At 40.3% G+C, this 23594-nt stretch carries 17 protein-coding genes; 13 read left to right on the top strand and 4 right to left on the bottom strand.

Going from position 1 to position 23594, the window contains the following annotated elements; all coding sequences use genetic code 11:
* Positions 1 to 75 precede the first annotated feature (75 nt).
* Positions 76 to 1083 (top strand): DUF1266 domain-containing protein, encoded by a 1008-nt coding sequence (locus BKL51_RS05095; RefSeq protein ID WP_077465658.1) that lies wholly within the window; start codon positions 76 to 78, stop codon positions 1081 to 1083.
* A gap of 43 nt (positions 1084 to 1126) precedes the next feature.
* Here the strand turns inward: BKL51_RS05095 and BKL51_RS05090 are convergent, their stop codons facing one another.
* Positions 1127 to 1894, bottom strand: a complete 768-nt coding sequence (locus BKL51_RS05090) for a TOBE domain-containing protein (protein WP_077465657.1) — start codon at positions 1892 to 1894, stop codon at positions 1127 to 1129.
* A 175-nt stretch (positions 1895 to 2069) separates the two neighbouring features.
* Between BKL51_RS05090 and modA the strand changes: the two genes are divergently transcribed.
* From modA to BKL51_RS05070, 4 genes are all read left to right on the top strand, one after another.
* Positions 2070 to 2834: a molybdate ABC transporter substrate-binding protein gene (modA, locus tag BKL51_RS05085; RefSeq protein WP_077465656.1), complete on the top strand. Its 765-nt coding sequence runs from the start codon at positions 2070 to 2072 to the stop codon at positions 2832 to 2834.
* Between the two features lie 80 nt (positions 2835 to 2914).
* The gene (gene modB, locus BKL51_RS05080) at positions 2915 to 3643 is read left to right on the top strand and encodes a molybdate ABC transporter permease subunit (protein WP_077465655.1); all 729 of its coding nucleotides are present in this window, start codon (positions 2915 to 2917) and stop codon (positions 3641 to 3643) included.
* Positions 3630 to 4685 carry a molybdenum ABC transporter ATP-binding protein ModC gene (gene modC / locus BKL51_RS05075; protein ID WP_077465654.1) on the top strand — a complete coding sequence of 352 codons (1056 nt, stop codon included), beginning with the start codon at positions 3630 to 3632 and terminating at the stop codon, positions 4683 to 4685. Before modB ends, modC begins: the two co-directional genes overlap by 14 nt.
* A gap of 102 nt (positions 4686 to 4787) precedes the next feature.
* Positions 4788 to 6116, top strand: coding sequence for an L-cystine transporter (locus BKL51_RS05070; protein WP_077465653.1), 1329 nt, complete (start codon positions 4788 to 4790; stop codon positions 6114 to 6116).
* A gap of 82 nt (positions 6117 to 6198) precedes the next feature.
* On the opposite strand, the gene dnaJ is transcribed toward BKL51_RS05070, so the two are convergent.
* Both dnaJ and dnaK read right to left on the bottom strand, forming a co-directional pair.
* Positions 6199 to 7338 (bottom strand): molecular chaperone DnaJ, encoded by a 1140-nt coding sequence (gene dnaJ / locus BKL51_RS05065; RefSeq protein ID WP_077465652.1) that lies wholly within the window; start codon positions 7336 to 7338, stop codon positions 6199 to 6201.
* Positions 7339 to 7490: 152 nt separating this feature from the next.
* Positions 7491 to 9386, bottom strand: a complete 1896-nt coding sequence (gene dnaK, locus BKL51_RS05060) for a molecular chaperone DnaK (protein ID WP_077465651.1) — start codon at positions 9384 to 9386, stop codon at positions 7491 to 7493.
* Between the two features lie 267 nt (positions 9387 to 9653).
* Here dnaK and BKL51_RS05055 point away from each other — a divergent pair, with 267 nt between their 5' ends.
* Positions 9654 to 11132, top strand: a complete 1479-nt coding sequence (locus tag BKL51_RS05055; RefSeq protein ID WP_077465650.1) for a YdgA family protein — start codon at positions 9654 to 9656, stop codon at positions 11130 to 11132.
* A gap of 93 nt (positions 11133 to 11225) precedes the next feature.
* Here BKL51_RS05055 and mgsA read toward each other — a convergent pair whose 3' ends face one another.
* Positions 11226 to 11684: a methylglyoxal synthase gene (gene mgsA / locus BKL51_RS05050; RefSeq protein WP_059365422.1), complete on the bottom strand. Its 459-nt coding sequence runs from the start codon at positions 11682 to 11684 to the stop codon at positions 11226 to 11228.
* 308 nt (positions 11685 to 11992) lie between these two features.
* On the opposite strand from mgsA, the gene aceE reads away from it, so the two are divergent.
* From aceE to BKL51_RS05015, 7 genes are all read left to right on the top strand, one after another.
* Positions 11993 to 14650, top strand: coding sequence for a pyruvate dehydrogenase (acetyl-transferring), homodimeric type (gene aceE / locus BKL51_RS05045; RefSeq protein ID WP_077465649.1), 2658 nt, complete (start codon positions 11993 to 11995; stop codon positions 14648 to 14650).
* Positions 14651 to 14711: 61 nt separating this feature from the next.
* Positions 14712 to 16610, top strand: a complete 1899-nt coding sequence (aceF, locus tag BKL51_RS05040) for a pyruvate dehydrogenase complex dihydrolipoyllysine-residue acetyltransferase (RefSeq protein ID WP_077465648.1) — start codon at positions 14712 to 14714, stop codon at positions 16608 to 16610.
* Positions 16611 to 16707: 97 nt separating this feature from the next.
* Positions 16708 to 18132 (top strand): dihydrolipoyl dehydrogenase, encoded by a 1425-nt coding sequence (gene lpdA / locus BKL51_RS05035; RefSeq protein ID WP_077465647.1) that lies wholly within the window; start codon positions 16708 to 16710, stop codon positions 18130 to 18132.
* Positions 18133 to 18301: 169 nt separating this feature from the next.
* On the top strand, positions 18302 to 18853 hold the full coding sequence (locus BKL51_RS05030; RefSeq protein ID WP_077465646.1) for an NlpC/P60 family protein: 552 nt from the start codon (positions 18302 to 18304) through the stop codon (positions 18851 to 18853).
* Between the two features lie 191 nt (positions 18854 to 19044).
* Positions 19045 to 19587 carry an adenine phosphoribosyltransferase gene (apt, locus tag BKL51_RS05025; RefSeq protein ID WP_077465645.1) on the top strand — a complete coding sequence of 181 codons (543 nt, stop codon included), beginning with the start codon at positions 19045 to 19047 and terminating at the stop codon, positions 19585 to 19587.
* A 12-nt stretch (positions 19588 to 19599) separates the two neighbouring features.
* On the top strand, positions 19600 to 21684 hold the full coding sequence (dnaX, locus tag BKL51_RS05020) for a DNA polymerase III subunit gamma/tau (protein ID WP_077465644.1): 2085 nt from the start codon (positions 19600 to 19602) through the stop codon (positions 21682 to 21684).
* 197 nt (positions 21685 to 21881) lie between these two features.
* Positions 21882 to 23402, top strand: a complete 1521-nt coding sequence (locus BKL51_RS05015) for a catalase (protein ID WP_077465643.1) — start codon at positions 21882 to 21884, stop codon at positions 23400 to 23402.
* Positions 23403 to 23594 lie beyond the last annotated feature (192 nt).

Genomic DNA, 23594 nt, shown 5'->3' with positions numbered 1-23594 from the left:
ACACTAGAAATACTTTGTTTTGTTTCGTATAATTTTTGAGGTTTTTTTGTTTACTATCAATTAAATGAGGAAATTATGAGTATCGCTAAAAAATTAAAATTTCAGGATTTAAAAAAAGGGACGGCTTCACTACTAAAGGGATTAGTTTTCGTTTTGGTTGGTGGCGGTCTAATTATTAACGAGTTTTTAAACTATTTTTCTTCCATTGAAAATAAATGGATTTTATGGATCTTAAGTAGTGTTTTGGTGATCTATGGTTTAGTAAAAATGTTTACGGGCTGGGTGGTTTTTCAGTCCGCTAATCAAAGTATAGGTGAACCGTTTTTTGGTTTATTGATCCTACCGGAACCCAAATCACCATTACAAAATGACGAAGAAAAATATGCATTTTTAATTGATGGGTTTTATGAAAGTTCATTGATTTTACATGATGACAAAGAGTCTTTAACAGAATTAAAAAATAATCCGCTTCATCGCCGTGAACTGAGCGTGCAATATGGCGATTCTTTTGCTCTGAATGATTTCTATGGGATTTATAACGAAGCGGAATCAACGGTAAAATCTTCACTTTCAAATTCTTGGGATATTAATAGTTCGGAAGAGGCAAGGGAACAGATTGCCGCTCTATGGGATGGTGCAATGGAGGGGGCGGAAATGTCATTAATGGCTTATCCGCATGCTGAGGATTTAATCCAATCAATTGTTGAACTGGGCTTTGATAAGAAAGGTATGGAAGCGGATAAAATCAACATTTCCGGTTTTGATTTGGTTCGTACTATTTGGGTCGCGCGTCATAGCTATGTTGCAGGTTATATTGAATCGGAGGAATTACGCGCTATTTCGCGTAATGTGGCGATGTTTGCGGCAGCAAACTATGCAAATTGGTATGAGTTGGGGTATTCCTATTTGGTTAGCTATTTGGTTTGGTTAGACGGTGCGAAACCAAGTTTTGCATATAATATGTTAAAAGAACGTGTTTATGCGGTATCTCAATATCTCTCTCTGCCGCATAGCCCTCTTGCTGGCACATCGCTGGATGAATTAAGAGCTTATTTCGATTCACTTCCTGAAGGGGAAAACTAAAAAACAAACGGCTGATATTCAGCCGTTTTTTCTTACTAAGAGCCTATTCTAATGTCGCCAAAATAATTTGTTCCGGATCGATATGCAACCAAATTTGTTGAGCAATTTCCCATTGGTTTGGTTGGGTGATTGTCGCACAAAATTCCATTCCGCTATCCTCAAAAACTAAAATGGCTTCCTCTTCATTGATTGATTTTATGGTAACGGGAAATTGATTTGTTTGATTTTCCAAAGGTTGTTTTGTCATTTTCACCCAGGGTGCTTTACACATCAGCATGACTTCTTTTTCTGTGATAAGTTTTAAACGTGCAGAGCTTTTTGTTGTGATAGAAACCTGTAACGGTTCTGATAAAGTAGCAATATCCACATCTACGATACATCGGGAATCAATCATTCTCTGGCGTGCAACTTTGCCAAAGAATTGATTACGTGCACTACTTTGTAAGGAAAAGCGTGCTGTGGCGGTAATTTGACTATCGAGCGGTACGGATTCATCCTGCAAAATTTTGAATGCATGATCTTGGGTTTTCTCTAATAAGTCATAAAGTTGCAGTAAACGTTTCGCATAGCTTGTTAAAACCGTACCGCCCCCATTTTTCCCTCCCGTATTGCGTTCTAGTAAAGGGGAGGGGCTGAGTCTGTTCATTGCTTCAAGATGATCCCACGCACTTTTATAGCTGACTTTAGCATTTTTTGCCGCTTGATTAATAGAACCGCATTGTTGAATTTCTTTGAGTAAGCGAACTCGTTTGGGATCAATAAAGAGCATGTGTTGCAGTTTTATCGTAAGTAAAATTTCAGTACTTTTCATAACCATTCCTTTTATGATAATCGAAGTTGCGGCAGCTCTCCGACAACTCGGGTAAAAAATGTTCACCGATCTTAAGCGTTATATATTTTATGATAAAACCAAATTTTCACGTATCGTTATTTTTTGTTTCGATATATAATTTAGTAGATAACGTTATTCGATATAGGAGAAAATGATGAAAAAATTAACCAAAATTTCAACCGCACTTTTTATTATCGGCTTTGGCGTTTCTTTGGCGACTTCCGCTAAAGTTATGGTGTTTGCCGCTGCCTCTATGACAGATGCTTTGCAAAATGTGGCGGCGGATTATATGAAGCAAAATCCTGAAAATGAAGTGACGTTTTCTTTTGCTTCTTCATCAACCTTAGCAAAACAAGTGGAAGAAGGGGCGCCGGCAGATATTTTTATTTCAGCCAGTAATAAATGGATGAACTATCTTTCGGAGAAGGATTTTACGGTAAAAAAAACGGAAAAAGTGTTGGCGGGAAATGAATTGGTATTGATTGCACCGAAAAAAAGTGCGGTTGAAACAATCGATATTTCTAAAGGCGAGTGGATTGAAGCGTTAAAAGACAGCTATTTATCAGTGGGCGATCCGGCGCATGTGCCGGCAGGACAATATGCGGAAGAAGCTTTAACTAAATTGAATCTATGGGATAAAGTGAAAAATCGTTTAGCGCGTGCTAAAGATGTGCGAGGTGCGTTAGCATTAGTTGAACGAGCGGAAACACCTTATGGTATCGTGTATAGCACAGATGCGAAAGTAAGCCGAAAAGTGAAAACTGTGGGTGTATTTCCGTTAGATAGTTATAAACCGGTGGTTTATCCTATGGCAATTTTGAAAGGACATGATAATTCGGAGTCCCGTGATTTTTTAACATATCTTGATTCTGAAGTTGCGAAAAAAGTGCTTGAAAGCTACGGTTTCTCTGTGAAATAAATCTAACTAAAGAAAGGGCAAGTTTCTGCCCTTTTTGTTAAAATCTTAAGCAAGATATCAGTGTTATAAGGATAGGCGGTTTGCTCGGTCAATTTCTTTCCCTATTTAATCTCAGTCCGTTAGAGACGGATGCAATTCGTTTAAGCTTAAGTGTGGCGTTTAGTGCAATGCTTTGGAGCTTACCTCTTGCTATTTTCGCCGCATGGCTTTTGGCGCGTAAGAATTTTTATGGTAAGTCCTTAGTGAGCGGCGTTATTCATTTGCCTTTAGTGTTACCGCCGGTTGTAATTGGATATGTATTGCTGGTGGCAATGGGGCGAAACGGATTTATCGGACAGTACCTATATCAATGGTTTGGGTTATCTTTTGGGTTTAGTTGGAAAGGGGCCGTGCTTGCTTCGGCGGTGGTTGCTTTTCCTTTAGTCGTCCGGACGATTCGTCTTTCCCTTGAAAGTATTGATATTCGGTTTGAACAGGCGGCACAAACTTTGGGCGCTTCTCCATGGCGTGTATTTTTTACGATCACTTTTCCCCTTTCACTGCCGGGCGTATTGGCCGGATTGATATTAGGTTTTGCCCGTTCGTTAGGGGAGTTTGGCGCAACTATTACTTTTGTTTCCAATATTGCAGGTGAGACCCAAACCATTCCTCTTGCTATGTACTCTTTTATTCAAACACCGGGAGCCGAGGTGCAAACAGCCCGTTTATGCGTATTCGCCATTATCCTTTCATTAATTTCATTACTGGCTTCAGAGTGGTTAAGTAAGTATATGCAGAAAAAATTAGGGCAGGGAAATGTTGCAAATTAACGTAAAAAAACAGTTGGGGCAACTTGCCTTACAAGTGAATTTATCGATCCCTGAACAGGGGGTAACTGCTATTTTCGGTTTATCCGGCTCGGGTAAAACCTCTTTAATTAATCTTGTGGCCGGATTAGTTCAACCTGATGAAGGATTTGTTCAGTTAAACGACCGCACTTTAGTGGATATTGAAACACAAGTAAATATACCGGTTCACCAAAGAAAAATTGGCTACGTATTTCAAGACGCTCGGTTGTTCCCTCATTGTAACGTGAAAGGCAATTTACGTTATGGGATGAAAAATATACGGAAAGAGGATTTTGATTACATTGTTGAGTTGCTTGGTATCGGGCATTTATTAAAACGCTATCCGCTCACTCTTTCCGGGGGGGAAAAGCAGCGTGTTGCTATTGGGCGGGCGTTGCTGACCGATCCGGAAATATTGTTGATGGATGAGCCGCTTTCAGCCTTAGATGTGCCGCGTAAGCGGGAATTAATGCAGTATTTGGAGCGGCTTTCTCAAGAAATTAATATTCCCATTTTGTATGTCACTCATAGTTTAGATGAATTATTGCGACTCGCGGATCTCGTGGTATTAATGGAAAATGGAAAAGTAAAAGCGTATGATTCTGTGGAACGAATTTGGAGCAGTACTATTTTCGCACCATGGAAAGAGGACAATGAGCAGAGTAGTGTTTTAGCTTTACCTGTGCATTTACATAATCCGCCTTATAAAATGACCGCACTTTCATTAGGCGAACAATTACTTTGGATTAATCAAGTAAATTCGGAAGTGGGGAGACCTGTAAGGATTTGTATTTATAGTTCTGACGTTTCAATTGCTTTGCAAAAATCGCAACAAACCAGTATTCGCAATATTTTACATGGGCAAATTGCACAAATTGATATACAGGATTCACGAGTGGATATTGCGCTATTGGTCGAAGGGCATAAGATTTGGGCAAGTATCAGCAAATGGGCGCAAAATGAATTACGCTTTACGGTTGGTATGAGTGTGTATGTACAAATTAAAGCGGTATCCGTTGTTTAAAATGATATTCTATAAAATTATAAGCTATAACAAAAAACGATTAGATCTTTTATGAGGAAGTCTATCTAATATCGCAACCTGAATTTATAGGAGAATATTAATATGTTATTTCTTACTTTAATCATTTTTGCACTGATTCTTGTATTGTTAGGCTATCTTTATAAAAAGACACAAAAATTAGGACAAACAGTTTTTGTCGGTTTAGCGCTTGGTTTAGCAGCCGGGGCATTGCTACAAAATATTGGTAGTGAGGAAACGATTAAAACCGCATTGGATTGGATTAATCTTGTGGGCGGAGGCTATGTTCGTTTATTACAAATGATTGTTATGCCATTAGTCTTTGTCTCAATTTTATCGGCGATCACCCGTTTAAATGAAGCAAGCTCTTTAGGCAAAATCAGCTTTAGTGTGCTTTCCGTATTACTCATTACCACAGCGATCGCCGCATTTATCGGTATTATTATGGTACAAATATTCGGTTTAACGGCGGAAGGTTTAGTTGCCGGTGAACGCGAGCTTGCCGCCCAAACCAGAGTATTAGGTCGCGCGGATCAAATTAATGCATTAAGTGTGCCGGCAATGCTACTTTCTTTCATTCCAAAGAATCCTTTTGCTGAATTAACGGGGGCAAATCCAACCTCAATTATTAGTGTTGTGATTTTCTCTGCATTTTTAGGCGTAGCGGCGTTGAGTTTGCGTAAAGAAAATCCGGAGCTGGGTGATCGTATTGCTCAAGGGGTGGAAACCTTAAATAAATTAGTTGCGCGCTTAGTTCGTTTTGTGATTCGTTTAACGCCTTATGGTGTGTTTGCCTTGATGATTAGAGTGGGAGCGACATCAAAATGGGCTGATATTCTGAATCTGGGAAGTTTCATTGTCGCTTCTTATATTGCTATCTTCTTAATGTTTGTCGTTCACGGCTTGCTACTTTTCTTGTCCGGTGTTAGCCCGATTCAATATTACAAAAAAGTCATGCCGACATTGAGTTTTGCCTTTAGTTCTCGTTCAAGTGCGGCGACTATCCCGCTTAATATTGAAACTCAAACGGATAAGTTGGGCAATAACCCTGCTGTTGCGAACTTCTCAGCCACTTTCGGAGCAACAATCGGACAAAATGGTTGTGCAGGGATTTATCCTGCGATGTTAGCTGTCATGATTGCGCCAACGGTAGGCATTGATCCCTTTACAGTAAGCTATATTGCGACACTCGTTTTAGTGGTAGCGATTTCTTCTTTTGGTATTGCCGGAGTGGGCGGTGGTGCAACTTTTGCCGCGATTGTTGTACTTTCAACCTTAGGTTTACCGCTTGAGTTAGTCGGTTTATTGATTTCAATTGAACCGCTCATTGATATGGGGCGTACGGCATTAAATGTCAATGGTGCAATGACAGCGGGAACATTAAGTAGTAAATGGCTGAAATTGAAAGAATAATGTTTTGAATAGAGATCATATTTATTCATTTCGATGACTTTAACAAAAAGCCCGCAAAGTGCGGGCTTTTTTCTCAAGTTTTTTATTTATCGGATTTACCTAAATTATCAAAGAATTTCTTCACTCCATCCAAAAAGCCGGAGGATTTCGGGCTATGTTTGCTTAACTCTTTGCCTTGCAAACTTTCTTCAAGTTCTTTCAGCAATTCTTTTTGTTTACTGTTTAAATTTACCGGTGTTTCGACCACAATACGGCAGATTAAATCGCCGGCATAACTGCTACGGTTAGAAGCGACACCTTTGCCGCGCATTCGGAATAATTTGCCGGTTTGGGTTTCTGCAGGAATTTTGAGTTTTACCCGACCATCTAAGGTTGGTACTTCAATCTCACCGCCGAGTGCGGCAGTCGCAAAGCTAATTGGTACTTCACAATAAAGATTATTGCCATCACGCTCAAAAATATGATGTTCTTTCACATGAATCACGACATATAGATCACCCGCCGGGGCGCCGTTTTCGCCGGCAGCACCTTTGCCTGTTAAACGAAGTTGGTTACCTGTGTCCACACCCGCCGGGATTTTAACCGAAAGACTTTCTTTTTTATGAACGCGACCTTCTCCATGGCAAACGTGACAAGGTCTTTCAATTTTCTTGCCGGAGCCGTGACAGGTCGGACAAACACTTTCAGATACGAAGAAACCTTGTTGGCGGCGAACACGTCCTGCTCCGTGACAGGTTGGACAGGTTTCAATTTTTGAGCTTTTTTCCGCACCTGTACCATTACAGCTATCGCAATGAGCAAGAGTATTGATTTGAATGTCTTTGGTTGTGCCTTTTACTGCTTCTTCTAAGCTGATTTCAAGATCATAGCGTAAATCTTCACCACGCACCACGCGCTGACGGGTACGACCGCCACTAAAAATATCGCCAAAAATATCGCCGAACATATCACCGAAATCAGCACCGCTAAAACCGTTACCGCCACCAAATCCACCTTGCTCAAAGGCAGAGTGTCCGTATTGATCGTAAGCTGCGCGCTTCTCTTTATCACCTAAAACTTCATAAGCCTCTTGGATTTCCTTGAATTTTTCTTCTTTAGCTTTATCACCTTTAGTCCTATCGGGATGATATTGCATTGCGAGTTTTTTATATGCACGTTTAATTTCTTTTTCATCGGCACCTTTTTGAATACCGAGGAGTTCGTAATAATCTTGTTTTGCCATTAGGTTTGTTCCGTTTTATTCTTTCTCCGAATTTCCCCTTCTTTAGTAAAGAGGAGGAGATTTAAAGTGCGGTCAAAATCAACCGCTCTTTTTATAAGATAAATACACGAAAAGGGCGTTTTGCAACGCCCTTGTTAGTATTAACAAATGGATTATTTGTTATCTTTCACTTCTTCAAACTCGGCATCAACCACATCATCGTTTGGTTTGCTGTTACTTTGAGTTTGCTCGCCTTGTGGTTGGGCTGTTTGTGCAAGTTTTTGTGCAGCTTCAACAAGGACTTGAATTTTAGCTTCAATTACCGCTTTATCTTCACCTTTTGCAGCTGTTTCTAAGTCACTTAATGCACTTTCGATCACACCGCGATCTGCCGCAGGGACTTTATCACCTGCTTCATCCAGTTGTTTGCGTGTACTGTGAATGAGGTGATCAGCCTGATTACGTGCTTGCACCAATTCTTCAAACTTACGATCGGATTCTGCATTTGCTTCGGCATCACGAACCATTTGTTGAATTTCTTCGTCACTTAAACCGGAAGAGGCTTTAATCGTGATTTGTTGTTCTTTACCGGTGCCTTTATCTTTTGCAGAAACGTGGATAATACCGTCCGCATCGATATCGAAGGTCACTTCAATTTGCGGCATACCGCGTGGAGCGGGATTAATGCCTTCAAGGTTAAATTGACCTAAAGATTTATTGGCTGACGCTTGTTTACGCTCACCTTGTAACACATGAATGGTTACTGCACTTTGGTTATCTTCCGCCGTTGAGAACACTTGTGATTTTTTCGTCGGAATCGTGGTGTTTTTCTCAATTAGGGTAGTCATCACGCCACCCATGGTTTCGATACCGAGTGATAATGGGGTAACGTCTAACAATAATACGTCTTTTACATCACCGGCTAATACACCGCCTTGAACTGCCGCACCAACAGCAACTGCTTCATCCGGGTTAACGTCTTTACGTGGTGCTTTGCCGAAGAATTTCTCCACTTCTTGTTGAACGAGCGGCATACGGGTTTGACCACCCACTAAAATTACATCATCAATTTCAGATGGCGATTTGCCTGCATCTTTTAATGCAATACGAACAGGTTCAAGCGATTTAGCTACTAAATCTTCAACAAGTGACTCTAATTTTGCACGGGTTAATTTAATGTTTAAGTGTTTAGGACCTGTTGCATCCGCAGTGATGTAAGGAAGATTCACATCAGTTTGTTGGGCGGAAGAAAGCTCAATTTTCGCTTTTTCAGCAGATTCTTTTAAGCGTTGCATTGCAAGCGGATCATTACGTAAATCAACGCCTTGCTCTTTTTTGAATTCATCAACTAAATAGTTAATAATACGGTTGTCAAAGTCCTCACCGCCTAAGTGGGTATCACCGTTAGTTGCCAATACTTCGAAAGTTTTCTCGCCGCCGACTTCATCAATTTCAATAATTGACAAGTCAAACGTACCGCCGCCTAAGTCATAAACGGCGATAGTTTTGTTACCCGTACCTTTATCTAAACCGTAAGCTAACGCTGCGGCAGTCGGTTCGTTAATGATACGTTTTACATCTAACCCGGCAATGCGACCGGCATCTTTGGTTGCTTGACGTTGTGCATCGTTAAAGTATGCCGGAACGGTAATAACCGCTTCGGTAACCGGTTCGCCTAAGAAATCTTCCGCCGCTTTTTTCATTTTTTTCAATACTTCGGCAGAAATTTGCGGAGGCGCTAACTTTTCACCTTTGACTTCAACCCAGGCATCGCCGTTATCTGCCTTAGTGATGGCAAACGGCATAATATCAATATCGCGTTTTACTTCTTCATCTTCAAAACGACGACCGATTAAACGTTTGATTGCAAACAATGTATTTTTTGGATTGGTTACCGCTTGACGTTTTGCCGGTTGACCGACTAACGTTTCGTTATCATTTGTATAAGCAATAATTGACGGAGTAGTACGATCACCTTCAGCATTTTCAATGACACGAGGTTTGTCGCCATCCATTACAGCTACACAAGAGTTGGTTGTTCCTAAGTCAATACCAATAATTTTTCCCATTTTGTTCTCCTAATTGAATTTTTAATTCAGTGTAATTCATTACGAATTGTAAGATGTGGATACATCTTCGTATTTCAAGAGAAAATTTAAAAATTTTTTATTTTTCTTACTTCAAAATACGGTCGTTTCCGTCCTTGCCTTGTAAGATAAGAACGAAGCATAAAACTTCAAGGGTTCATTTGTAAATTTTTGATAAAAAGATGGAGAAGAAGAAAAAGTGCGGTAGAATTTGTACAATTTTTATATTTTATTATCAAAAGGATGCTTATGAAAAAATCAAAAATTGCTATTGGCGTTATTGCTGTACTAGGAGCAGTTTGGGTTGGCGGTACTTGGTTTACCGGTCAAAGTGCCGAATCGGAATATAAACGCCAAATTGAATTTAACAATCAAAAATTCCGTGCATTGGGGGGATCGGATTCTTTCAATGTTGAATTTAAAAATAAACAATTTAAGCGTGGTTTTTTCAGTTCTCAAGTTGAAGATGAAATTGTCATTTCGTTAGTGAAAGAAGAAAAACAGTGGATAATTCCTGTTTCGTCTACACTTTATCACGGACCGTTGCCTCTTAATCAACTGACAAAATTTAATTTCATGCCGGCAATGTTTGCTTTGGAAGGGACGGTTGGTAAAAACGAAACGACACAGCCATTGTTTGATATTATCAAATCAGACAAACCGATTCAGTATCAAGCAACAACAAGCTATGCTTTAACTACAAAAGGCGTATTAAAGGTATTAAGTGGAGAGTTTGTTAACCCTAAATCGGACAAAAATAAATTGACTTGGTCAAATATGGATATTGATTTTGATGTCAATAAAGATCTTTCCGGTCAGTATGATGCTTCAATTTCTAATGTAACATTCGATTTGGCGGGTAATGTCGAGGCAGAAAATCATAGTGATGAAAACAATTTTGAATCTGAAAAATTTCACTGGAAAGGTATCAAATTTAGTACAACTTTTGCACCAACGAAGTGGGCATATCTCTATACAGGAAAAGGTACGTCTTCTATCGAAAGCATAGAGATGACAAGTCTGGATAAAAATGGAACAACGATGTCTGTTGTGGAAAAAGGTGTAAACAGTACATCTGAGGTGAATTTAGAAGGCGGTTTTTTAAGCCTTAAAGGTACAAACAATATAGATGCCCTAATAATTGATAATAAAGATTTGGGTAAAATAGCCTACAATATTGAATTAAATCATTTTGAAGCCAATGCGGTTAATGCCTTATTTGAATCTCTTATTAGCGTATTAAAAGAAGGGAATACAGGGGGAGTAAATCAAATTATTGAAGCATGGGCTAAACAATATGGTATGGCTATTTTCAATAACCAACCACAAATTAAATTAAATCCGCTCTCAATTTCCGATAATCAAGGAAAAGTGGCGTTAGCTATGAATATTGCTTTAGCCAAAGACCCTAAACTTGATGTTATGCGCGGTCATTTATATAAACAATTTACGGATTTTGTTGTAGATATTCAGGTGGATAAAGCAACGGCTGAAAACCTTATGACGAAATTCTTCCCGGAAGAAGATAAAACAAGTATTAAGGCTAAAATTGAGGAAATGGCAGCAGAAGTCGCGAGCAAAGGCATTGCCGTAAGTAATGAAAAATCCGTGACGATGAAGCTAGTGCTTGAAAATGGGGAGTTGAAATTAAATGGTCAATCTGTGCCAGAAGAACAAGTCGTTAGCGTGATTTTTATGCTGTTAATGGGGGCTGCGATGCAGCATTAAGGTCGGTTAAATTCACATTGATGATAGCAAAAGGAGATAAAGATGATTTATCTCCTTTTTGTACTTTAAAGTGCGGTTAATTTTTACTGAGTTTTATCCTAAACGTTCTTTTAAATAATTTTCGTAGTCTGGGATTTCAATTTCTATATTTTGCTCAAAAAGTGGAGAGGTGAGTAAAAAATCTGCAGTAGTTTGATTAATGGCGACGGGAATGTTCCACACAGTTGCAATGCGCATTAAGGCTTTCACATCAGGATCATGGGGAGCGGCATTCATTGGATCCCAAAAGAAAATAATAAGATCAATTTTCTTTTCTGCAATAAGTCCGCCCAATTGCTGATCGCCACCCATCGGCCCGCTTAATAAAGGTTGAATTGTTAACCCCGTTTCTCGTGCCAATAAATGTCCCGTTGTGCCGGTCGCGTAGAGCCGATGGGAACTTAGTGCAATATTGTGCTTTTCTACCCACCGAATAAGGTTTTGTTTGCAATTATCATGTGCTACAAGGGCGATGTGTTTGTGTTGATTGAGCGTTCTGGTTGTTGATTTCATAAGGAAGTCCTTGTATTAAAAATTGAGGGAACTCTAGCGCAAAGATTATACAGAAGCAATGATTTTACTCATAGTTTAATGAGTTAATTAAAATGATCCGAAAAAGTACCGCACTTTAGGTAAACAGGATAAAACAGAAAACGAGAAAAAGTAAGTTCAATGAAAATTTACTATCTTTATTTCAAAAAATCTTCTAAAATTTATGAAATTTGTTAAATGCTTGTAAAAGCCGAAACAAGCATTTCTTATATTCGTGTTTGGCTTTTAGCTGAACTAATTTTCACTTAATTAACAGATAAGGAAAACCTATGTCTGAGATTTTAAAAAATGACGTAGATCCAATCGAAACCCAAGATTGGCTACAATCATTAGATTCTTTGATTCGTGAAGAAGGTGTTGAGCGCGCGCAATATATTATTGAACAAGTAATAGGTCAGGCGCGTACTAACGGTGTTTCATTACCAACAGGCGTGACCACAGATTATGTGAATACCATCCCTGTGTCCGAGCAGCCGGCTTACCCGGGTAACCATGAAATTGAACGTCGCATTCGTTCTGCAGTACGTTGGAATGCGATTGCAATGGTTTTACGTAGTCAGAAAAAAGATCTCGACTTGGGCGGTCACATTTCTACTTTCCAATCTGCTGCAACCATGTATGAAGTATGCTATAACCATTTCTTTAAGGCGGCAACAGAGAAAAATGGCGGAGACCTCATTTTCTTCCAAGGCCATGCAGCACCGGGTATGTATGCACGTGCTTTCTTAGAAGGCCGTTTAACGGAAGAGCAATTGGATAATTTCCGCCAAGAAGCATTTGCTGACGGTTTATCCTCATATCCTCACCCGAAATTAATGCCTGAATTCTGGCAATTTTCTACCGTTTCAATGGGATTAGGCCCTGTTAATGCAATTTACCAAGCTCGTTTCTTAAAATATTTAGATAACCGTGGTTTAAAAGATACAAAAGATCAAAAAGTGTATGCCTTCTTAGGTGATGGTGAGATGGATGAAATTGAGTCCAAAGGCGCGCTAACATTTGCCGCGCGCGAAGGCTTAAATAATTTAATTTTCACAATCAGCTGTAACCTTCAACGTCTAGACGGTCCTGTAAATGGTAACGGTAAGATTGTTCAAGAGTTAGAAGGTTTATTTACCGGTGCCGGCTGGGAAGTAATTAAAGTGCTATGGGGTAGTAACTGGGATAAATTGTTCGAGAAAGATACCTCCGGTAAATTAACCCAACTCATGATGGAAGTAGTAGATGGTGACTATTTAACATTTAAATCGAAAGATGGTGCTTATGTACGTGAACATTTCTTCGGTCGTTATCCGGAAACTGCGGCATTAGTTGCTGACATGACAGATGAGGAAATCTGGGCGTTACGTCGTGGAGCACATGATGCAGAAAAACTTTATGCGGCTTATGCAAAAGCACAAAATGCCACGAAACCGGTTGTTATTTTAGCCCAACAGGTTAAAGGTTATAAAATTCCTGAGGCAGAGAGTAAAAATACTGCTCACCAATCTAAAAAAATGTCTTATGAAAGCCTTAAAGGTTTCCGTGATTATTTCCACCTGCCATTAACAGATGAGCAAGTTGAGAACTTAGAATACGTTAAGTTCCCTGAGGGTTCCGAAGAATACAACTATTTACACGGTCATCGTAAAGCATTAAACGGATATGTGCCTGCACGTAAACCTAAGTTTGATGTTGAATATAAAGTTCCTGCATTAGATGATTTTAAAGCGCTATTAGAGGCTCAACCTCGTGGTATCTCAACTACCATGGCATTTACCCGTGTATTAAATACCTTATTAAAAGATAAAAATATCGGTAAAACTATTGTGCCAATTATTGCGGATGAAGCTCGTACTTTCGGTATGGAAGGGTTGTTCCGCCAAATAGGTATTTATAATCCGTATGGTCAGAAATATGTGCCTTCAGACCGCGACTTGGTTGCTTATTATCGTGAAGCGACTGATGGTCAAGTATTACAAGAAGGCATCAATGAATTAGGTGCGACGGCATCTTGGTTGGCAGTTGCGAATTCATACTCTGTGAACAACTTACCTATGATTCCATTCTTCATTTATTACTCCATGTTTGGTTTCCAACGTGTGGGCGATATGATGTGGTTAGCAGGTGATCAGCTTGCACGTGGTTTCATGATCGGTGGTACATCAGGCCGTACAACACTAAACGGTGAAGGTTTACAACACGAAGATGGTCATAGCCATGTTCAAGCAGGCGTGATTCCTAACTGTGTAACCTATGATCCGTCATTTGCCTTTGAAGTTGCCGTAATCATTCAAGACGGTATTCAACGTATGTACGGTGAAAAACAAGAAGATGTGTTCTACTACATCACCACATTGAATGAAGTGACGGAGCAGCCGGCAATGCCTGAAGGTGCCGAGGAAGGTATCCGTAAAGGTTTATATAAATTTGAAACGGTGAAAGGTAAAGGCAAAGGTCATGTTCAATTGTTAGGTTCCGGTGCGATTATGCGTCACGTTCGTGAAGCGGCTCAAATCCTTGCAAATGATTATGGTGTGACTTCCGATGTGTTCTCTGCACCATCATTCAATGAATTAGCTCGTGAAGGTAACGATGCGGCTCGTTGGAATTTATTACATCCGACAGCAGAGCAACGCGTACCTTATGTTGCACAGGTATTGGCAGACTTACCGACAGTGGCATCGACAGACTATGTGAAAGGTTATGCGGATCAAATTCGTGCATTTGTACCGACTAAACATTATCACGTATTGGGTACGGATGGTTTCGGTCGTTCGGACAGCCGTGCAAACTTACGTGAACATTTTGAAGTAGATGAACGTTATATTGTTGTTGCCGCGCTTTCTCAATTGGCAAAAGAAGGTACCGTAACGAATCAAGTTGTTGCGGATGCTATTGAAAAATTCGGTTTGAATGTGGATCGTATCAACCCGCTTTATGCGTAATCGATAGGAACTGCGGTCAAAAATCTTTGCGAATTTGACCGCACTTTATAAGGAACAAAAAATGTCAAAACAAATTCAAATTCCTGATATTGGTAGCGATGAAGTTACTGTAACGGAAGTAATGGTTAAAGTCGGTGATACCATTGCAGTAGATCAAAGTATTATTAATGTGGAAGGCGATAAGGCTTCAATGGAAGTACCTGCACCGGAAGCAGGTGTAGTAAAAGAAGTGTTAGTGAAAGTGGGTGATAAAGTCACGACTGGTACACCAATGTTAGTATTGGATTCCGCAGAAGCGACAGCTCTGCCATCAGCACCTGCACAAGAAGTTAAAGCGGTTGAAGCACCTGTGGCAGCAAGCATTGTGGAAGTCAATGTGCCGGATATCGGTTCTGATGAAGTAAATGTTACTGAAATTATGGTGAAAGTAGGCGATTCAGTTGAAGTGGATCAATCTATCATCAATGTAGAAGGTGATAAAGCTTCTATGGAAGTGCCGGCACCAATCGCAGGTGTGGTAAAAGAAATTTTAATCAATGTGGGTGATAAAGTTTCTACCGGAACATTAATTATGAAATTTGAAGTGGCAGGTGCAGCACCTGCTGTTTCTGCCCCGGCTCAAGAAACGACACCGGCTGCCGCAGCGGCGACATCGGCAATTAAAGATGTAAACGTACCGGATATCGGTGGCGATGAAGTGAATGTCACCGAGATTATGGTTGCGGTGGGCGACACCATTTCCGAAGAGCAATCTTTAATTACGGTTGAAGGTGATAAAGCCTCAATGGAAGTACCGGCACCGTTTGCAGGTGTAGTAAAAGAAATTTTAGTGAAATCAGGTGATAAAGTCTCTACCGGTTCATTAATTATGCGCTTTGAAGTGGCGGGGGCTGCACCGGCTCAAGCTGCCGAACCTGCACCACAAGCTGCGCCAGCATCAGCCGCTCAACCGGCTTCGGCAGTCCAAAGCGGCAATGTATCAGGTTTAAGCCAAGAACAAGTTGTAGCAAGTACCGGTTATGCGCACGCTACCCCGGTAATCCGTCGTTTAGCTCGTGAATTTGGCGTGAACTTAGACAAAGTAAAAGGTACGGGGCGCAAAGGGCGCATTGTTAAAGAAGATATTCAAGCTTATGTGAAGACTGCGGTTAAAGCTTATGAAAGCGGGACAACAGCCTCTTCAGCAGCCGGCAACGGTGTGGCAAATGGTGCGGGTCTTGGTTTATTACCGTGGCCAAAAGTGGATTTCAGCAAATTCGGTGAAATTGAAGAAGTTGAGTTAAGCCGTATCAATAAAATTTCTGGTGCAAATTTACACCGTAACTGGGTGATGATTCCGCATGTAACCCATTTTGATAAAGCGGATATCACCGATTTAGAAAACTTCCGTAAAGAACAAAATGCGTTGGCTGAAAAACAAAAACTTGGTGTGAAAATTACACCGGTTGTATTTATTATGAAAGCCGTAGCTAAAGCGTTAGAAGCGTATCCGCGTTTCAATAGTTCTATCACGGAAGATGCACAACGCTTGATCTTGAAAAAATATATTAACATCGGTGTGGCGGTTGATACGCCAAACGGCTTAGTCGTACCTGTGTTCAAAAATGTAAACAAAAAAGGGATTATTGAGCTTTCCCGTGAACTAATGGAAATATCGAAAAAAGCACGTGAAGGTAAACTTTCCGCCTCCGATATGCAAGGTGGCTGTTTTACCATTTCTAGTTTAGGCGGTATCGGTACAACACATTTTGCTCCGATTGTAAATGCGCCGGAAGTCGCTATTTTGGGTGTTTCTAAGTCTTCTATGGAACCGGTATGGAATGGCAAAGAATTTACGCCTCGCTTAATTCTTCCAATGTCATTATCTTTCGATCACCGTGTGATTGACGGGGCTGACGGAGCACGTTTCATTAGCTACATCGGTTCTGTATTAGCGGATTTACGTCGCTTAATTATGTAATAAATAACGCCTCTCGTACGATTGAGGGGCGTTTTTTTAAATGTTCCTGATTGCTCGAAAGAGCGGTCAATAATTTCAACGTTTTTACGAGGTAAAAATGAGTAAAGAAATTAAAACCCAAGTAGTTGTACTTGGTGCCGGGCCGGCAGGCTACTCTGCAGCATTCCGCTGTGCGGATCTTGGCTTAGAAACAGTACTTGTTGAACGTTATTCTACGCTTGGCGGTGTGTGTTTGAATGTAGGGTGTATTCCATCTAAAGCCTTATTACACGTTGCTAAAGTAATTGAAGAAGCAAAACATGCCGAGAAAAATGGTGTTTATTTTAGTGAACCGAAAATTGATTTAGACCAAGTTCGTGCGGGTAAAGATTCGGTTGTTGCAAAATTAACCGGCGGTTTATCGGGTATGGCGAAACAACGTAAAGTCACCGTGGTGGAAGGCTTAGCGGCTTTTACTGATCCGAATACTTTAGTTGCCCGTGATCGTGACGGTAACCCGACGATGGTAAAATTTGATAATGCAATTATTGCGGCAGGTTCACGTCCAATTGAATTACCTTTCATTCCACACGAAGATCCGCGTATTTGGAATTCAACCGATGCACTTAAATTAAAAGAAGTACCGAAAAAATTACTCATCATGGGTGGCGGTATTATCGGTTTAGAGATGGGAACGGTTTATCACGCATTGGGTTCAGAGATTGAAGTAGTTGAAATGTTTGACCAAGTTATTCCTGCTGCGGATAAAGATGTTGTCGCTATTTATACCAAACAAATCGAGAAAAAATTTAAGCTAATGCTTGAAACCAAAGTCACTGCCGTTGAAGCTAAAGATGACGGTATTTATGTCTCAATGGAAGGTAAAGCTTGCAATGATACTAAACGTTATGATGCAGTTCTCGTGGCGATCGGTCGTGTGCCTAACGGTAAATTAATTGATGCGGGTAAAGCCGGCGTTGAAGTTGATGAGCGTGGTTTCATTCGGGTGGATAAACAAATGCGTACTAATGTACCGCATATTTTTGCGATCGGGGATATCGTAGGACAGCCAATGTTAGCCCATAAAGGCGTTCACGAAGGTCATGTTGCCGCTGAAGTCATTGCGGGACAAAAACATTACTTTGATCCGAAAGTTATTCCATCAATTGCTTATACTGAACCGGAAGTTGCTTGGGTTGGTAAAACCGAAAAAGAATGTAAACAGGAAGGTTTAAATTACGAAGTAGCGAAATTCCCATGGGCAGCCTCGGGGCGTGCGATTGCATCTGAATGTTCGGAAGGAATGACAAAACTTATTTTTGATAAAGATACGCATCGTATTCTTGGCGGTGCAATCGTTGGTTCAAACGGTGGCGAATTGTTAGGTGAAATTGGTCTTGCTATTGAAATGGGATGTGATGCGGAAGATATTGCATTAACAATCCATGCTCACCCGACACTACACGAATCGGTCGGATTGGCTGCTGAAGTTTTTGAAGGGTCGATTACCGATCTTCCTAATGCAAAAGCAAAGAAAAAATAGTTAGCTTCTAACGATTAAAAGGCAATCCCTATGGATTGCCTTTGTTTTTTATAAACCATATTTATAAATCGGTGTAAAAATTCAATTTTAACTGTCTATTTGCCTTTATATCTGATAGTATTCCGAGGGTTTTATTTTTATATCTTTTAATTATTTTAAATTTTTTAGTATGTTAAAGCGATTTTTAATGCTTATCGGGATTGTCACCCTCGTCACCGCATGTTCAAGCGGAAACAATAATGCCTATCATAGTAAAGTTTCAGAGAGTGACGATGCACAACTTTCCGGATTAATTAGTAAATTAGAAAAGGGTGATCGCAGTGTTCGCCACACATTAAGAACAAACCGTCCTCGCTCCGGTTTAATTGTCGATAAAGCGCTTGCCGGCGTGTATACGGAGTGGGCCGGAACACGCTATAGAATGGGCGGCACTAATAAGCGTGGCATCGATTGTTCGGCATTTATGCAAACAACCTTTTTGAATGCTTATGGTATTAAACTCCCTCGTTCTACTGCAGAACAGCGTTATTTAGGGCATAAAATCAGTAAACATGAGTTACAAAAAGGCGATCTCGTTTTTTTCCGTGGTAATAACCATGTTGGTGTTTATATTGGCAACAATCAGTTTATGCATGCCAGTTCGAGCCAAGGTGTCACTATTAGCTCCTTAGATGAAAACTACTGGACAAGAACTTATACACAATCACGTCGTATTATGTAAAGTTAAAGTGCGGTCGTTTTTTTTAAATATTTTTTAGGGCTAAATGAGATAACAATTTCATTTAGCCTTTCCTTTTTATGAAGATTTTTATATCGCTTTAGGTTAGGAAATTTCCATTTTTTCTAGTGTTTTGTGATAAAATCCGAGCTCAAAAATATTGATATTATTTTACTTTATCATTGAGCTTTTTTATGAACAAACAACTTGAACTTATTAAATCGTCTATAAAGTCTATTCCTGATTATCCAAAAGAGGGAATTATCTACCGTGATATTACCTCCTTGCTGGAAGTACCGAAGGCCTTTAAAGCATGTATTGATCTGATCGTTGAACAATACCGTAATAAAAATATTACTAAAGTGCTAGGTACGGAATCTCGCGGTTTTATTTTTGGCGCACCTGTTGCGATTGCACTTGCTTTACCTTTTGAGCTTGTGCGTAAACCGAAAAAATTGCCGCGTGAAACAATTTCTCAATCTTACCAATTGGAATATGGGCAAGATACCTTAGAAATACATACTGATGCAGTATCTTCGGGTGATAATGTATTAATTATTGATGATTTACTTGCGACAGGCGGTACTGTAGAAGCAACGGTTAAACTTGTCGAGCGTTTAGGTGGAAAAGTTGATCATGCGGCGTTTGTGATTAATTTACCGGAACTTGGTGGTGAGAAGCGTTTAAATGATTTAGGCGTGGATTGCTATACTTTAGTTAATTTTGAAGGTCACTAACAATACAAACCAATGAGTTATCAAGTTTTAGCCCGAAAATGGCGTCCCCAAACCTTTGATGAGGTAGTAGGGCAAGGGCATATTATTACCGCACTTTCTAACGGATTAAAAGAGCAGCGACTTCATCATGCCTACCTGTTTTCGGGTACGCGTGGCGTGGGAAAGACTTCTATTGCCCGCCTTTTTGCTAAAGGTTTAAATTGTATTAAAAACGGTATTACGGATCATCCGTGTGGCGAATGTGAAAATTGCAAAGCCATTGAGCAAGGTTCATTTATTGATCTTATTGAGATTGATGCGGCTTCACGGACAAAAGTGGAAGATACGCGCGAATTACTGGATAACGTACAATACAAACCGGTGGTTGGGCGTTTTAAAGTGTATTTAATCGATGAAGTGCATATGTTGTCGCGTCATTCTTTTAATGCACTGCTTAAAACCTTGGAAGAGCCACCCGAGTATGTTAAATTTTTGCTTGCTACCACGGATCCGCAAAAACTTCCGATAACGATTTTATCCCGTTGTATGCAATTTCATCTGAAGTCGTTGGATGAACAGCAAATTTCACAGCATCTTGCGCATATTCTCACCCAAGAAAATATTCCTTTTGAACCATTGGCTTTGGACAAACTGGCGAAAGCGGCTCAGGGTGGAATTCGCGATAGTTTAAGCTTAACGGATCAAGCTATTGCAATGGGGGATCGCCATGTTACTGTAAATGTGGTGAATGCAATGTTAGGTTTGTTAGACGACACTCAATCCATTGATATTATTTATGCCTTACATCAGGGGAACGGCGAACGTTTGATGAAAGTGCTTCAAACTGTCTCTGAAAAAGCAGGTGATTGGGATCAATTATTGGCGGAAGTGGCGGAAAAACTTCACCAAATTGCGTTAATGCAGTTATTGCCACAAAATACAGCGAATGAAAACGAGCACCTTACGTTTCTTGCAAAATATATCTCGCCGGAAGATGTTCAATTTTTCTATCAAGTGATTGTTTCCGGCAGAAAAGAACTGAGTGCTGCACCGAATTATCGTGTCGGTGTGGAAATGACATTATTGAGGGCATTGGCATTTCACCCAAAGTTTCTTACGGCAACACCTAAGGCTAATTTGTCTGCCAAGGCTGCAATTTCCGTTGAGAAAAGCGTGGTCGAGAATCCGGGCAATTATATTGATATGCCAGTGTTGTCGCAAAATATTAAATCCAACTATAAGAAAACAAAATCCGTTCGACTTATTTCTCCTTCTTCAAAGAATAAAGAAGCAAATTTTGCCGGACTGGCGGCGCTAGAAGCGTTAAAACAACTTGATCAAATTGAAACAAGTGAACGACAAGCCCGTAAAAAAGAAATGGATGAGGCTGTGAATGAGGCAATTCATCAGGTGCAAACACTTGATGAACAAAAAATACAGCGAAAAATGACCGCACTTCCCGTACGTGAAATGACTCCTCCCCAAAAAGTAGTGCCGACAGTTTCAAAAAACGTGCCGGCGGTACCCAAAAATGTTCAAACCATGATGAACACAATGGAAGATAATTCCGACTTGGAGCAGGAAGATCAGGAGATTATCGAGGCGGAAAATTATCGATGGGAGTGGAGTAATCCCGAGTTGGCAAAAGAGACGCTAACCATTGCACCTTCCGATATTAAGCAAGCCATATTAAAAGATATTACACCGGAGCTGAATTCCCGCATTATTGAAATGACACAAAAGCAAGATGAATGGGCTAATATTGTAGAAAGTTCCGGAGTGAGCGGTTTTTCAAAAGAATTGGCGTTAAACTGTTTTTTGCTGGATAACACCGAAGAGAAAATCTATCTGGGGCTTCATTCAACGAAAGCGCATTTACGCCAAGAACGTAGTATCCATTTATTGGCGGAAGCGCTTAGCCAATTTTATAATAAGTTGATAACCATTGATATTCAATTAGATGATCGGGATAGTGCGACGCCAATGATTTATCGTAAAAAAATTTATCAAGATTTACGGGAACAGGCCCGTAATGAACTTCAACAGGATAAAAAACTCCTTCTCTTACAAAAAGAATTTGATGCTAAGTTAGATATTGATAGTATTCGTCCCGTTTAGGTTTCATTTTAAAAGTGGCTGTAAAATAGTAAGAAAACAGACCGCACTTTATGGATGTAGTGAATACAAAAGTGAGGTTCTTTGTGGGGAAATTTATTAAATTGGTTTTTTTGATTAATTTAATAGATTTTAATCGTTGAAACCTTTCTATATAATGGAAAGGAAATTTACTTCAACTTACTAAAGAGGAGCATCTCATGACTTCAAAATGTCCATTTTCTCATTCGACACCTTTAACAATGGGAAACGGCGCACCTGTTGCCGATAACCAAAACAGCTTAACAGCCGGCCCTCGCGGACCATTGCTTGCACAGGATTTATGGCTTAATGAAAAATTAGCGGATTTCGTCCGTGAAGTTATTCCTGAGCGTCGTATGCACGCAAAAGGTTCGGGTGCTTTTGGTACGTTCACCGTAACTCATGACATCACCAAATATACCCGTGCTAAAATCTTCAGCGAAGTGGGTAAAAAAACTGAAATGTTTGCACGTTTCACTACTGTAGCAGGCGAACGCGGTGCGGCAGATGCAGAACGTGATATTCGCGGTTTTGCATTAAAATTCTATACGGAAGAAGGTAACTGGGATATGGTGGGCAACAATACACCGGTATTCTTCTTACGTGATCCGCGTAAATTCCCGGATCTAAATAAAGCGGTAAAACGCGATCCGCGCACTAATATGCGTTCGGCCACTAATAACTGGGATTTTTGGACATTGTTACCTGAAGCGTTACACCAAGTAACTATCGTGATGAGTGATCGTGGTATTCCGGCAAGTTATCGTCATATGCACGGTTACGGTTCGCACACTTATAGTTTCTGGAACGAAGCGGGCGAGCGTTTCTGGGTGAAATTCCATTTCCATACTCAACAAGGTATCAAAAACTTTACGAATAAAGAAGCGGCAGAGTTAATCGCAAACGATCGTGAAAGCCATCAACGTGATTTATATGAAGCGATTGAACGTGGCGATTTCCCGAAATGGAAAATGTTTATCCAAGTAATGCCGGAAGCGGATGCGGAAAAAGTACCTTATCATCCGTTTGATTTAACCAAAGTATGGCCGAAAAAAGATTATCCGTTAATTGAAGTGGGTGAGTTTGAACTTAACCGTAACCCTGAAAACTTCTTTGCCGATGTAGAGCAATCTGCCTTCGCACCGAGCAATTTAGTGCCGGGAATCGGAGCAAGTCCGGATAGAATGTTACAAGCCCGTTTATTTAATTATGCTGACGCACAACGTTATCGTTTAGGTGTGAATTTCCGTCAAATTCCGGTAAACCGTCCTCGTTGCCCTGTTCACAGCAATCAACGTGATGGTCAAGGTCGTGTAGATGGCAATTATGGCGGCTTACCGCACTACGAGCCAAACAGCTTTAATCAATGGCAACAACAGCCGGATTTTGCAGAGCCGCCACTTCGCATTAACGGTGATGCGGCATTGTGGGATTATCGCCAAGATGATAACGATTATTTCAGTCAACCGCGTGCATTGTTTAACTTAATGAATGCAGAGCAAAAACAAGCTTTATTTAACAATACTGCAGCGGCAATGGGCGATGCGCCTGATTTTATTAAATATCGCCATATCCGTAACTGCCACTGGTGTGATCCGGCATACGGTGAAGGTGTTGCGAAAGCATTAGGTTTAACGGTAGAGGATGCGTTGAAAGCTCGTGATACCGATCCTGCGTTAGGTCAAGGCGGTTTATTATAATAGCTTTGTAATTTTTTTAAGAAAAACAGTTGATGCCAAATGACATCAACTGTTTTTTATTGCAAACTAAAAACCACCTTCTGTGAAGGTGGTTATAGCCTTAAAAGGCTTTGCCTGAATAAATCGACTCATAGAAAATCCTTTTGGAAGTTATCCCCATAACCCACATAAGGAAAAAATATGAGTCGATTT

The sequence above is a fragment of the Rodentibacter sp. Ppn85 genome, assembly GCF_001999335.1.
In the GTDB taxonomy this organism is placed as follows: Bacteria; Pseudomonadota; Gammaproteobacteria; order Enterobacterales; family Pasteurellaceae; genus Rodentibacter.
Note: the sequence above shows the minus strand (reverse complement) of the source record. Positions and strands in the feature narration are given on the sequence as shown.

Excerpts from the sequence above, each read along its gene's own strand:
- BKL51_RS05095 (WP_077465658.1), top strand. The coding sequence starts at position 76 with ATGAGTATCGCTAAAAAATTAAAATTTCAGGATTTAAAAAAAGGGACG.
- BKL51_RS05090 (WP_077465657.1), bottom strand. The coding sequence starts at position 1,894 with ATGAAAAGTACTGAAATTTTACTTACGATAAAACTGCAACACATGCTC.
- modA (WP_077465656.1), top strand. The coding sequence starts at position 2,070 with ATGAAAAAATTAACCAAAATTTCAACCGCACTTTTTATTATCGGCTTT.
- modC (WP_077465654.1), top strand. The coding sequence starts at position 3,630 with ATGTTGCAAATTAACGTAAAAAAACAGTTGGGGCAACTTGCCTTACAA.
- BKL51_RS05070 (WP_077465653.1), top strand. The coding sequence starts at position 4,788 with ATGTTATTTCTTACTTTAATCATTTTTGCACTGATTCTTGTATTGTTA.
- dnaJ (WP_077465652.1), bottom strand. The coding sequence starts at position 7,338 with ATGGCAAAACAAGATTATTACGAACTCCTCGGTATTCAAAAAGGTGCC.
- dnaK (WP_077465651.1), bottom strand. The coding sequence starts at position 9,386 with ATGGGAAAAATTATTGGTATTGACTTAGGAACAACCAACTCTTGTGTA.
- BKL51_RS05055 (WP_077465650.1), top strand. The coding sequence starts at position 9,654 with ATGAAAAAATCAAAAATTGCTATTGGCGTTATTGCTGTACTAGGAGCA.
- mgsA (WP_059365422.1), bottom strand. The coding sequence starts at position 11,684 with ATGAAATCAACAACCAGAACGCTCAATCAACACAAACACATCGCCCTT.
- aceE (WP_077465649.1), top strand. The coding sequence starts at position 11,993 with ATGTCTGAGATTTTAAAAAATGACGTAGATCCAATCGAAACCCAAGAT.
- aceF (WP_077465648.1), top strand. The coding sequence starts at position 14,712 with ATGTCAAAACAAATTCAAATTCCTGATATTGGTAGCGATGAAGTTACT.
- lpdA (WP_077465647.1), top strand. The coding sequence starts at position 16,708 with ATGAGTAAAGAAATTAAAACCCAAGTAGTTGTACTTGGTGCCGGGCCG.
- BKL51_RS05030 (WP_077465646.1), top strand. The coding sequence starts at position 18,302 with ATGTTAAAGCGATTTTTAATGCTTATCGGGATTGTCACCCTCGTCACC.
- apt (WP_077465645.1), top strand. The coding sequence starts at position 19,045 with ATGAACAAACAACTTGAACTTATTAAATCGTCTATAAAGTCTATTCCT.
- dnaX (WP_077465644.1), top strand. The coding sequence starts at position 19,600 with ATGAGTTATCAAGTTTTAGCCCGAAAATGGCGTCCCCAAACCTTTGAT.
- BKL51_RS05015 (WP_077465643.1), top strand. The coding sequence starts at position 21,882 with ATGACTTCAAAATGTCCATTTTCTCATTCGACACCTTTAACAATGGGA.